13 protein-coding genes and 1 tRNA gene are annotated in these 11,608 nt (G+C 54.9%); 6 read left to right on the forward strand and 8 right to left on the reverse strand.

The features are described from left to right. The first annotated feature begins 108 nt into the window (after positions 1-108). The 3 genes from queE to PPTH39_RS13765 all read left to right on the forward strand — a co-directional run bounded on the left by queE (position 109) and on the right by PPTH39_RS13765 (position 1,600). Positions 109-756 carry a 7-carboxy-7-deazaguanine synthase QueE gene (gene queE / locus PPTH39_RS13755; RefSeq protein ID WP_095001773.1) on the forward strand — a complete coding sequence of 216 codons (648 nt, stop codon included), beginning with the start codon at positions 109-111 and terminating at the stop codon, positions 754-756. A 1-nt stretch (position 757) separates the two neighbouring features. Beyond that, positions 758-1,450, forward strand: coding sequence for a 7-cyano-7-deazaguanine synthase QueC (queC, locus tag PPTH39_RS13760; protein WP_095001772.1), 693 nt, complete (start codon positions 758-760; stop codon positions 1,448-1,450). A 74-nt stretch (positions 1,451-1,524) separates the two neighbouring features. Further along, positions 1,525-1,600, forward strand: a tRNA-Lys gene (locus tag PPTH39_RS13765). Between the two features lie 405 nt (positions 1,601-2,005). Here PPTH39_RS13765 and PPTH39_RS13770 read toward each other — a convergent pair. From PPTH39_RS13770 to PPTH39_RS23735, 4 genes are all read right to left on the reverse strand, one after another. Then, positions 2,006-2,668, reverse strand: coding sequence for a methyl-accepting chemotaxis protein (locus PPTH39_RS13770; protein ID WP_130872090.1), 663 nt, complete (start codon positions 2,666-2,668; stop codon positions 2,006-2,008). Between the two features lie 341 nt (positions 2,669-3,009). Next, positions 3,010-3,549: a PBECR2 nuclease fold domain-containing protein gene (locus PPTH39_RS13775; protein ID WP_095032233.1), complete on the reverse strand. Its 540-nt coding sequence runs from the start codon at positions 3,547-3,549 to the stop codon at positions 3,010-3,012. 81 nt (positions 3,550-3,630) lie between these two features. After that, on the reverse strand, positions 3,631-4,059 hold the full coding sequence (locus tag PPTH39_RS23730; RefSeq protein WP_232527637.1) for an SGNH hydrolase domain-containing protein: 429 nt from the start codon (positions 4,057-4,059) through the stop codon (positions 3,631-3,633). Beyond that, positions 4,043-4,465 (reverse strand): acyltransferase family protein, encoded by a 423-nt coding sequence (locus PPTH39_RS23735; protein WP_232527638.1) that lies wholly within the window; start codon positions 4,463-4,465, stop codon positions 4,043-4,045. Before PPTH39_RS23735 ends, PPTH39_RS23730 begins: the two co-directional genes overlap by 17 nt. A 162-nt stretch (positions 4,466-4,627) precedes the next feature. On the opposite strand from PPTH39_RS23735, the gene PPTH39_RS13785 reads away from it, so the two are divergent. Then, a complete protein-coding gene (locus PPTH39_RS13785) occupies positions 4,628-4,885 on the forward strand; it encodes an MFS transporter (protein WP_198417408.1) in 258 nt (85 codons plus the stop codon). A 154-nt stretch (positions 4,886-5,039) separates the two neighbouring features. Here the strand turns inward: PPTH39_RS13785 and PPTH39_RS13790 are convergent, their stop codons facing one another. From PPTH39_RS13790 to PPTH39_RS13805, 4 genes are all read right to left on the reverse strand, one after another. Beyond that, positions 5,040-5,522 (reverse strand): GNAT family N-acetyltransferase, encoded by a 483-nt coding sequence (locus PPTH39_RS13790; RefSeq protein ID WP_232527639.1) that lies wholly within the window; start codon positions 5,520-5,522, stop codon positions 5,040-5,042. Between the two features lie 278 nt (positions 5,523-5,800). Continuing rightward, on the reverse strand, positions 5,801-6,412 hold the full coding sequence (locus PPTH39_RS13795) for a hypothetical protein (RefSeq protein WP_232527640.1): 612 nt from the start codon (positions 6,410-6,412) through the stop codon (positions 5,801-5,803). 125 nt (positions 6,413-6,537) lie between these two features. Next, the gene (locus PPTH39_RS13800; protein WP_198417409.1) at positions 6,538-7,434 is read right to left on the reverse strand and encodes an SDR family oxidoreductase; all 897 of its coding nucleotides are present in this window, start codon (positions 7,432-7,434) and stop codon (positions 6,538-6,540) included. Between the two features lie 118 nt (positions 7,435-7,552). Continuing rightward, entirely contained in the window at positions 7,553-8,293 is a 741-nt protein-coding gene (locus PPTH39_RS13805; RefSeq protein ID WP_095001760.1) for an SDR family oxidoreductase, read from the reverse strand. Positions 8,294-8,430: 137 nt separating this feature from the next. Here PPTH39_RS13805 and PPTH39_RS13810 point away from each other — a divergent pair, with 137 nt between their 5' ends. Together PPTH39_RS13810 and PPTH39_RS13815 are read left to right on the forward strand one after the other, a co-directional pair. Next, on the forward strand, positions 8,431-9,321 hold the full coding sequence (locus PPTH39_RS13810) for a LysR family transcriptional regulator (RefSeq protein WP_130872092.1): 891 nt from the start codon (positions 8,431-8,433) through the stop codon (positions 9,319-9,321). A 567-nt stretch (positions 9,322-9,888) separates the two neighbouring features. Continuing rightward, the gene (locus tag PPTH39_RS13815; RefSeq protein WP_130872093.1) at positions 9,889-11,607 is read left to right on the forward strand and encodes a ShlB/FhaC/HecB family hemolysin secretion/activation protein; all 1,719 of its coding nucleotides are present in this window, start codon (positions 9,889-9,891) and stop codon (positions 11,605-11,607) included. The last annotated feature ends 1 nt before the right edge of the window (position 11,608 follow it).

Raw genomic sequence — 11,608 nt, forward strand, 5'->3', positions numbered from 1 at the left:
ATCCACGCCCTTTTATGAAATACGCTCTTCTGGATCCTGCGCGAGCAGATTTTTTGGAGTGCCTGACGGAGGCGGACAGCCTGTTTAGCTGTTACGCCCGTGGCGAATATGCAAGACACATTGAGAATTACCGAAGTTTTTTACTCGTTGCAGGGTGAAACGCGGACGGCTGGCCTGCCCACCGTTTTTGTGCGCCTGACTGGCTGCCCTTTGCGCTGCGGTTACTGTGACAGCGCTTATGCCTTCAGTGGCGGGACTGTGCGCCCTCTGGACGACATCCTTGAGCAGGTTGCCGGCTTTCGCCCGCGTTATGTGTGCGTGACAGGCGGCGAGCCGCTGGCCCAGCCCAATGCCATTCCTCTACTTAAGCAGCTCTGCGATGCGGGCTATGAAGTCTCGATCGAGACCAGTGGTGCGCTGGATATCTCGGCGGTAGATCCGCGCGTCAGTCGCGTGCTGGATTTGAAAACGCCGGGCTCCAAGGAGTCCCACCGCAACCTCTACGAAAACATCGCCCTGTTGACGCCCAACGACCAGGTCAAGTTTGTGATCTGCTCGCGGGAAGACTATGACTGGGCAGTGTCCAAGTTGATTGAATACGGGCTGGAGCGACGTGCAGGCGAAGTACTGTTTTCGCCGAGCCACCATGACCTGTCAGCCCGTGACCTGGCCGACTGGATCGTGGCGGATAACCTGCCAGTACGTTTGCAAATGCAGCTGCACAAATATCTGTGGAATGACGAGCCGGGGCGCTGAAATGACTGAACAAACTGTTGTCACTGAAAAACGGGCCGTGATCCTGCTGTCTGGCGGCCTTGACTCGGCAACCGTCGTGGCCATGGCTCGTGCCGAGGGCTACAGCTGCTACACCATGAGCTTTGACTACGGTCAGCGCCATCGTGCTGAACTGGACGCTGCTGCACGTGTTGCACGGGATCTGGGTGCTGTTGAGCATAAAGTTATCGGCCTGAACCTGGACGGCATGGGTGGCTCGGCATTGACCGACAGCTCCATAGATGTGCCCGAGGCCCCGAGTGAAGGCATTCCGGTTACTTATGTTCCGGCACGCAATACCGTGTTCCTGTCCTTGGCGCTGGGTTGGGCAGAAGTGCTGCAGGCGCGAGATATTTTTATCGGTGTCAATGCGGTGGACTACTCGGGTTACCCGGACTGCCGTCCAGAGTTTATCGAGGCCTTTGAGGTCATGGCCAACCTGGCGACCAAGGCCGGAGTAGAGGGGCAGGGCTTCAGTATCAAGGCGCCTCTGCAAAACCTGAGCAAGGCACAAATCGTACAGGCTGGTATAAAGCTGGGCGTGGACTATTCGCTGACAGTTTCCTGCTACCAGGCTGACAATCAAGGGCGTGCCTGTGGCAAATGCGACAGTTGCCGTTTGCGTGCAGAAGGCTTTGCAGCTGCCGGAATTAGCGACCCAACCCGTTATTTTTGAATTATTTCGGATTTATTTCTGAGCGGGTATTGAATTCTCGTTAGAAATCAGTATTATACGCCCCACAACGAAGCGGGTCGTTAGCTCAGTTGGTAGAGCAGTTGGCTTTTAACCAATTGGTCGTAGGTTCGAATCCCACACGACCCACCATATAGCTACACCAAAACAGCCGGTCTAGTCCTCAGGATTAACCGGCTTTTTTGTGTCCGGGATTTGGTGGGGCGCGGGTCTGAATGTGTGCACTGCACAGATTTCTTCGTAGACATGCAGCCGTCTGAATCGAACACTAATTTCGACTTCAGGTGATGTCAATATGGAGCGGTCGAGTTATTGGCTGTTTTTAGCGATTTAAGCAATGTCTGTCGGAAGGTGGATTTTGCTGTTGCAGGAACATTCTTTTTGATCTGCAAAGCGTTTCAGATGATTGCTACCTTGAGCTTACAAGCCTGCTCGGATCTCTCCGGGGTTTGTTGCCTTCAGTGCGATTGCTACGATCCTGGTTCCGCATTTCCTAACCCCAATTGTGGATCTTCATGCCACCGACCTGACTGATCATCAAGGTGAGCAGCAGAGAGGGCTCCGTACCTTCATCCATGGCGGCTGGGGCAGTCCAGTTCCCGTGACCCCGTCGCCGGGCCGGATCAGGTTGATCTGGCTCAGTTGCGTACTACCGGGTGGCGCCACGGACAGAAAGCGCTCGCCACCTCGATATTCGATGCCGATTACGGTGAACGGAGGAGGTTGGGGCGCAGGTGGAGGTTTCTTGCGAATAACCGGTTTTGGGGGAGGGGCAACCACTGGTGGCTCTGAGGCTTGAGGCTTGCTCAGTTCCTGCAGCCGGATATCGATCATCTCGATACTGGCTTTGACCACCATCACCTGCTCTTCGGCAGCTGTTACGCGCAGGGAAAGGTCTTGGGTGGTTTCAGTCGCTTGTTTGGCATACGCTTGAACGGCATCGATGCGATTGGAAAGCGCCTGTTGGCCCGAGCGGAAGTCGTCGTTGGTAACCAGGTGCTTGCCGTAAACGGCATCCAGTCGCTCATCAACCTTGGTCAGTCGTGTTAGCAGCGCGTTCAGTGAGTCCTTGTCAGCGGTGGCTGCCAAGTCATTGCTCACAAGGGAGAGCTGGTGATTCTCGTAGGCCAATACACTGGCCAGGGCGATCAGGCAGAGGCTGAAGATCAATGTGGTGCGGGTGGGACGTGGAAGTTTCATGAGCGGCCTCGCGTGAGAACGAGGACATCCTGTCAATCCGGGTTGTGGAGCGCAGCAGGAAATAGGTTTTTCGCACGCCGTTGTTTTAAAGGTCGTGGAGGTCATCAATCGAGCATTAACACCTTGGCCTATAGGCCGGCGGTCTTAATGCTGAGCAGGCAGTTGATCTTTTTTGATGGATCATAAATAATGTTTTGGAGCGCGAAACCAGTTGCCTCCAGCGGCTATAACTGGCGTAGGAACCCCGTCGATGGCTGGCACATCAGCGTAGGGTGAGACCTCCACACCCCTGCTTGAGGGTGTGTATATGAATATCAAGCACACTCCCTAAAGGGCAGTTCTCAGGACTGCCCTTTTTCTTTGTCCGTGATTAAAGGCTTATAGCGCTGGTGCTGCAGCTCGCCATGTCGATGCTTGTTCAGTGACTTGGCATCCGTTTGCATGAAATTCCAGAACAAAAGCCCGTCTCGCACAGCGACAATGACCAGCATCTGGCGCTTTGCTTCGTAGGCTCCTATAAAGGCCAAGCGGTACGAGCCATCATCGTATTCGACCTTCCAAACCTCAAAAGGCCCAGTAAGCGTGTCCATGGCCATTTTCACATAGCGTTCGCGAGCATCGGCACGCTTTTCTACTATGTGATAGAAGCTTTTTCGGTCGACGGTTACTAACCCCATGGGTGTCTCGATAGTGAGGGACAAAATGGCCGGGTTAACAAAACCCAAATATTGAGCGACCAGCGCTATGGCCGCTTCATGGCTATCGGCTGCCTCCACCTCATCCACCGCAGATGAACGCATTTCACGCTCAAGGGTTCTCAAATCAGGGAGCCCGTAATCAACCCACGTTGGCTGGCCTTTTATTTCTTTTATGGGGGGCATCTACCATGTCCAAAAAAGCATGCTCGGAAACGTCCAGGCGAGTTGTTGTCCACCAGTAGGGCAACCATGGAATTGGGGGCGTTAAATCTGTTCAATGATTCCATTGAACAACCCTTTCAATTGCTCGTTACCAGCATCCACCAGGTGGTTGTCGTCGTAGTACAGCGGCACACCGTTCCTTGAGCCCATGCATTGCCCGTTTGGGCAAAGGTATGGGGTTGGGTCAATAACCTTGGCATTGCACTGCTTTGCCGCGACTTCAATGGCGTGGTTGGCTACGCGATTACGTCTCTCATAGTCCTGCAGTGAAACGGTGATGTCCGATGAGTACTGGAAAATGCGTTTATGCAGGTTCAAGCCTTTGTAGATGTTGAACGGCATTTCCGGGATCGGTTTGACGATATACACCGGACGATTATCTGAGATGGCACACACAACCTTGGTGTACTCAGCGGCGTATGTATCGGCAAATGACTGCCCCGTGAGGTGCTCCTTACCCGGGAAGTACACGCGGTAACTGTTGCCTCTCCTCGTATCGGTGTGGTGCGTCGAAATAGCCCCCGCTTTTGGCGAACATGAAATTGGAGCTGAACAACAAGCTGCTCTTGATTGCTCTGATCAACTCGCGGTAGTCATCGAGGGGAAAATAGACAAACCCGAAGATCAGCAACGCTGCACACAGAGTCAGCAAAGCCGGAATGATTCGCCGTGCCCTGGAGGCGTAAAAGCCCAAGAGTGAGAAGTTTTGATTGTGCAGGCCATTGACGATGATTCCGGTCATCAGAAAACCGGAGATAACAAAGAAGATGTCGACTCCAGCAAAGCCCCCGCCGAACCCTCCGATTTTGAAGTGAAACAACACAACGGAAATGACCGCGAGCGCTCGCAGCGAATTTATATTCTTTCGGAACTGCATTTGTGTAATCCATGAAATAGGTCAGTAGTGCGAGAGCACCGCATTGCGCGGGGTACTATAGGGAATAACCTATTTCAAAGAGGTAGGCTCGTATGTATATGTAATAGTTAATACTTTAAGTAAAATCTGTAGTTTGGTTCTTGTGCTCCTCAGCGTTGCACCTTGGGGCTGACGTTTGGTGGCGCTCCCTCGTTACTACAGACGGCCATTGCCGATACCGCCGGTGACGGGGCCGATGTAGCGCAGTCGATGCTGGTCGCCATCTTCAATCTGGCAGTGGCCGGAGGTGGCATTGCTGGTGACTTGTTGCTGGAACAGGCGGGGCCGAGCTCTTTTTCCCCAACACGGCTGATACTGGCGCTGCTCGGTCTGTCCGTGGTTTGGTTCGCCAGGGCCAATGGGCCGCCAGGTGCATGTTGAAGCTAATAAAAATAGCTTGAGAGCCTGCTTTCGGCACAAAGTATGTAAAGACACCTCCGCGAACCCAGGCGATGATTGCTGAGGATTTCACCGCAGTAATTCAATGCTGCGCTTATAGCAATATCTGTCCGGCCAGCACAGCTGCATATGGACGCTATGATTCGAGATGCTTTTCCAAAAATATACTATTGGGATCATATTCATACCCGCCGAATGGCCCTCGACGCTGATATCCGTTGCGCTCATAAAATGAAATTGCTTCCAGTTGTCGATAGCCGGTTTCAAGCATTAAATGAAAGCAGCCCTCCTTTCGAGCTTCGTTTTCTAGGGTTGTAAGAAGCCGACTGGCCAGCCCTTGTCCCCGGAATGTTGGTTTTGTAAACATCCGCTTCAGCTCGCCGTGCGTCGGGTGCACTACCAAGGCTCCACATGCCACGGCCTCTCCGTTACTGGAACGCCCAACAGCGAACAGCACATTTTTCGAAGAAAGAGCTTCGATGTTTATGCCGTGATGACTTTCTGCGGGGTAAAGCGGGGCTTGGTAAGCATCAAGCTCCTCAATGAGGGCAATCACTTCCGGTTGATCAGGGGATTCAAGCGAAATAAAGGGGGGAGTCTTCAAAAGATCTACGCTCAAATGACTGGTTCGGATTTATATATCAGTCTGAATATAAGGTGTAAAAATATACGTCAACACTCAATTTAACGTATGCGTCTATCCACGTCATCTACCCAACTCCCAAAGCTGTGACATGGTGTGCACTTTGATTTAAGTGGGCAGCAGTTTTAGCCTTTTAAACGGGTATTTAATGCAGCCAAAATGACGTTCGTATTCCAGATCTTTCAAAGCCCAGGTCATTCAAGAGTGGGGCCATCCCGTAGCTTCGATTGCCAGCATCGTCCTCAGTCAAAGCCTCAATCCAAACCAGCTGCAAAATCCCCAACTTCGCAGGGGCAGTTCAGCCCTTGCGTCGTAGTGAATATCGACTGGTAGTACCTTCGCCCGGCTTCAAGATGAGGCCCGAACGTAAAACCTTGTTCCAGCATTGTGTTCATGTCGGCCTCGGTAATGCGCATGATGTAGCTGTGCCCGGTCGTGATCAGCGCACAGTCCGCACCTTGTGTTTCGCCCATATTGAACCATTTGCCCGCATCACCATGCCCGCTTGCGAAGGTATGGCCGTTGTAATGAACCTGCCATCCACCATCGAGCAGGATCCAGGTGTCCGGTGCCGATGCTCCTCCCTGGTCCTTCTTGGCGATGACCGCTCCGGCTTCGGTTTCCCATTCGTTTGAGTGGTCGATGACCCACCGCAGTTGTTCGGTCGTCAACGACGTGAAAAACGGCGTGTGGCGTAGCAAATGCAGATACGTGATTGAAGGTTTCATGGTCATTTCCTGCATGGCATCGGGCGTACGATGATCGCCGCACGCTGCAAACCCCATGGTGGTCAAAACGGTCAGGCCCGCATTCCGAAAGCGCCTGCGCAGGGTCGCCGTACCGTGGCTCAAGTTGATGTTCATCATTGTCATGCCCTATGTGATTGGCGGTCTTGTGGGAGGCCGCCGGGGGGCTTTGGCCTTTGCGTAAAACCTGGAGTGTGTGTATTCCACTTAGTCGCCGAAGTACCCCTCGGGCCGCGAGGGCAGACTCAGCGAGCAGCGACCTTGAGCAGGTCTTCAAGGCCTATGCGGCGAAACATTTCAGCGCGTACCCGGTCGGCCATGGCATTGACGACCTGGGCACCGTCCTGGGATGGATCGATATGACACCGAAATGGACGGGTACCCAATGGCATTCCGACGATTTCGACGATGGCTTTGGCCACTTCACCGACATCCGCGTCAGCCGGTTCCAGGGCTGCCAGACCTTTGAGTGCCTGATCTGGCACACCGGAGTAAGGGCCTTCGTTGTATTCGGCGGCTCGAACCTGGTCTGCAGGGGAACCGGAATGGGTGAAGTGGTTGGTGCCCTTGGTGAACGCACCCGGCACGATGATTGACGTCTCCACCCCCCAACGCGTCAGTTCGCTGGCGTAGGACACTGCCAGCGAGTCCATGGCCGCCTTGGCCGCAAAGTACGGAGCCAAATACGGCGGGGTGCCACCGCGCGCACTGCTGGAGGAAACCCACAGCACCAGCCCCCGTCCCTGTTTGCGCAGTTGCGGCAAGGCCGCTCGGTTAACGCGTTGAGTGCTCAATACGTTGACGTCGTAGAGCTGGGCGAACTGCTCGGGCGTAAAGGCTTCGGCGGGGCCAAAGGACATGTGCCCGGCATTGTGGATGATCACGTCCAGTTGGCCGCAATCGCCGATGATTTTCGCGACGCCCGCCTGGACCGACTCGGTTGAGGCGACGTCCAGTTCAACGCTGCGCAAGTCAACCCGGTGTTCGTCCGCGTAGCGCTGTGCTTCGAGTACTTGCGCTGCGTTGCGGCCCAGGGTTTCACGCATGCTGGCGTAGACGGTATGGCCAGCGTCGGCCAGGGCGCGTGCGGTGAGCGCGCCAAACCCGCTGGAGGCACCGGTAATCAGAATGACGGATTTCAAGATAAAGACCTCTCCAAAATCAGCAGATAAAACCTGCCGTCACTGCGCTGAGCAATGTGAACATCCGCTGCGATTGCTCGCAGCATGATCACTAACCCTGTGTTTCAAACGGCTCGGCTCAGACGAGGCCACCGTTGACGCGCAGGATTTGTCCATTCACCCAGGCCGAATCAGGGCCCACGAGGAAGGACACCACGCGAGAGATATCTTCTGGCTGAGCCAGGCGTTCCAGCGGAGGCATTTTGGCGAAGGTCTGGATTTGCTCTTCGCTCTTGCCATGCAGGAACAGATCGGTGGCGACCGGGCCAGGTGCCACGGCGTTGACGGTGATGTTGCGACCGCGCATTTCCTTGGCGAACACTTGGGTCAGGGATTCCACCGCTGCTTTGCTGGCGATGTACACGGCGTAACCCGGCAGGTTCATGCCGACGGTACTGCTGGAAAAGTTGATGATCCGGCCGCCATTGTTCAGGCGGGTAGCGGCTTCACGCAGCGTGTTGAAGGTGCCGCGGGCGTGGATATTGAAATTCTGATCGAACAGCTCGTCGCTGTGTTGTGCCAGCGGCATGACTTTGAGGATGCCCGCATTGTTGACCAGCACGTCGACTTTACCCAGTTGCGCTTCGGTTTCATCAAACAGGCGGCGTACATCTTCGGCACTGGCAACATCTGCCTTTATCGCGATGGCCTGGTGTCCGGCCTGACGCAATTGGGCAACCAGAGCCGTGGCTTCGTTGGCGCTGTTGGCATAATTGATTGCGACGGCGAAACCTTCGGTGGCCAGTTGTTTGGCAATAACAGCGCCGATGCCGCGGGAGGCGCCAGTGATAATGGCAACTTTCAAATTGTGAGTCGTCATGGCTGTCATTCCTTGTGTCAGTGGGGGGTGTTTGCTGGGGACGAGGCTAATTTCACATGTTTACTCTTGGTGTTAAATGCATGAAAGTTGGCTTAACTGTTCAATAAATACCAACAATCAAAAAGAGGGCGTTCAGCGTGGATCAAGTCAAGGCGATGAAAGCCTTTGTGCGGATTTATGAGCGCAGCAGCTTCACGAAAGCCGCCGATGACTTGAACCTGCCGCGGGCGACGCTGACCCATACCCTGAATCAATTCGAGGCCTGGCTTGGTACGCGTCTGCTGGAACGCAGTACGCGAAAAGTGCGCCCTACGCTTGATGGCGAGGCGTACTACCAGCGTTGCGTGCAGTTATTGGCGGAACTGGAGGAGGCCGAGCTGGCATTTCGCGGCGTGGCCCCCAAAGGCCAGTTGCGCGTAGATTTGCATGGCACTTTGGCCAAACACTTCGTTATCCCGGCGTTGCCGCAGTTTATGGCCCGGTATCCGGAGATAGAGTTGTCCATCAGCGAGGCCGATCGCTTTGTCGACCTGATTACCGAAGGTGTGGACTGTGTCCTGCGTGCCGGAACCCTTGGTGATTCGGCATTGATTGGCAAGCGTGTGGCCAACCTTGAACAGATCACCTGTGCAAGTCCGGGGTATCTGCGCCAATACGGTGTACCGAAAAGCCTCGACGACCTGGGCCATCACCGCGCCGTGAATTACGTCTCGCGCACCACCGCTAGGCAGTTTCCGTTTGAGTTCATGGTCGATGGCCAAGTCAAGGAAGTGGTCATTGAGGGGGCGTTGTCGGTGTTTGGTGCAGAAGTTTATGCGGCGTCGGCAATTGCCGGGCTCGGCATCATCCAGTGCCCGCATTACCGGATGAAAACGCAGATATCCCAAGGCCTGGTGCAGAAAATTCTCGCCGAAACGCCACCGCCACCGATGCCGGTTTCTGTGCTTTACCCGCAGAACCGGCACATGTCGCCACGGGTTCGGGTATTTGTCGACTGGTTGAGCGAAATATTCGCCGATGCATCGTGAGGGCATCGTGAGGGCATCGCGACGGCGCGTCTGAGTGCTTATTTCAGGATGAGCGGCCAACGTTCGTTCAGAAGGGCGGGTAATCCCCCCATTTTTAGCATTCACCAAGCATAGAGGTCAGGCGGGGCAGTCCCTTTTTTACCCGGCAGATGATTGGGTGACTGATTTTAATCATGGTGTCCGTGAGTGGTTTATCGGTATGCGATCGGCAGTAAATATTCAAAGAGCGGCGGATTTTTAATCTGTTCACCCCGTTGGCCGTTGATATCAACCACGGATCGGCACTCATCGATAAGGCCAACGCAGTGCTCTTGGGCGCTCTGACAATTTGGCTTTGCACATGGGGGCAAGCGGACCCCTCAACTACCAGATCTACCTGCTTCGAAAAATCTAGTTCCCTGGCGAGAGGTTTCGTCGTTGGTATAGGAAACGTCCTAAATCATTTCCTTCTGAGAAACTTAAAACTTACGCCATCCACGGGCGCTCCTAGGCATTTTTCTACGAGTTGCCCCTGTCAAAAGGCTTTGGCTCACACAGCAAGGTTTGCGAACCACGGATGGAGCAAGCATGTCGGCATGTCACCTCGCTGTAAGGTTTTACTTTTCGTCTCTGCTGGTTGGTTTGGCCGGGGTGAGTTCCGCTGTGGCTGAATCGGGCCCGACGCCGGGTGATCAGGATCTGATTCGCGATCGTCAAGAACGTCTGCTCGAAGAGCAACGGCGCCGGCTTGAGGAGCTTCAGGAGCTTCCCGGCAAACAGATTTCTCTTACGGCTCCAGCTCAGCCAGCCGACAGTCGCTGTTTCCCCATAGAAGAAATCGAGCTCAAGGGCGCCGACAGCCTGTCCGCCAGTGAGCGCGAATCGGTGTTCCAGTCCTATATCGGCCAGTGTCTGGGCGTGTCTCAGCTCAATGAACTACTCAAGGTCATCACCAACCGATATATCGACAGGGGTTTGGTGACCAGTCGTGCTTACTTGCCGCAGCAGGACCTTTCCCAAGGGCATCTGCAAGTCCTGGTGGTTGAAGGCAAGCTTGAAAGTTTCAAGGGCGACGACAACAGCAAGCTATCCAGCCGCGAATTGGCCATGAGCTTTCCCGGTCAGCCTGGTAATCAGCTGGATTTGCGGGAAATCGAGCAGGCGATTGATCAGCTCAACCGCTTGCCATCCAACCAGGCACAAATGGAACTGGCACCGGGCAGTGAGGTGGGGGGGAGTGCGGTAGTGGTCAAAAACGCGCCGCAAAAGCCCTGGCGTGTCGGCTTGTCGCGTACTAACGACGGTCAGAAAAGTACCGGTGAACAGCAGTGGGGCACGGGGTTTGAGTGGGACAGCCCGCTGGGTCTGGCCGATCAATTGGTGCTGCGTGGGGGCCACGATGCAATCAGCGACCACCGGAAAACGTCGAAAAATGCGAGCTTCTACTACAACCTGCCGTGGGGCTGGTGGAACTTCGCTTATACCTACAGCCAAAGCGATTATCGCTCGGTCGGCCAGGCCAATACGTTTGATTTCAAACAAACCGGGGACAGTGCAAACCATCAACTGCGTGCCGAACGGGTGGTCCATCGCGACGCGATGAGTAAAACCTCCCTCAACACCGGTCTGGCGCATATGCGTTCCAATAACTACGTAAGCGATTCACGACTGCGCAACAGCAGCCACCGTCTTAGCGAATTCCAGGTTGGCATCAACCACGGTCGACGTATCGCGAGTTCCTTCGTCAACCTCGATGTCGGTATGCAAAACGGTATCGGCGCCTTCGATGCCCAGGGGGAGCACAGCCCCGAGCGGGGCATGCCAGAGGCCCGCTACCGCAAATACACCGCGACCATCAGCTATTTACAGCCTTTCAAGCTGTGGGGTGAGTCCTTCAGCTTTACCAGTATGGCCACCGGTCAACGCAGTGAGGATGTGCTGTTTAGTCCACAACGCTTAAGCCTGGGCGGTACAGCCTCGGTACGGGGCTACAAGGACCAGCAACTGTCCGGCGACAGCGGAGGTTACTGGCGCAATGACCTGCGCTGGTGGCGTCCGGTGACGTGGGGGTGGCTGCGCCCGGTATTTACCGATTACGGCACCAGCCTTGGCTACGACCAGGGCGTGATTCGCCACGGGCGTTACAACCGCGAGGTACATGGCCGGGTCTCCAGCAATTCGCTGGAGTTGTTTGCCCGGGGCCGCAACCTCAGCACCAGCGTGACCTTTGCTCATTCCCTGGAACGACCGGATGTGCTCACCGAGCGTGAAGCGCCGATCTACTTCCGTATGGATTTCTTTCTTTAAT

The sequence above is a fragment of the Pseudomonas bubulae genome, from assembly GCF_900618535.1.
In the GTDB taxonomy this organism is placed as follows: Bacteria; Pseudomonadota; Gammaproteobacteria; order Pseudomonadales; family Pseudomonadaceae; genus Aquipseudomonas; species Aquipseudomonas bubulae.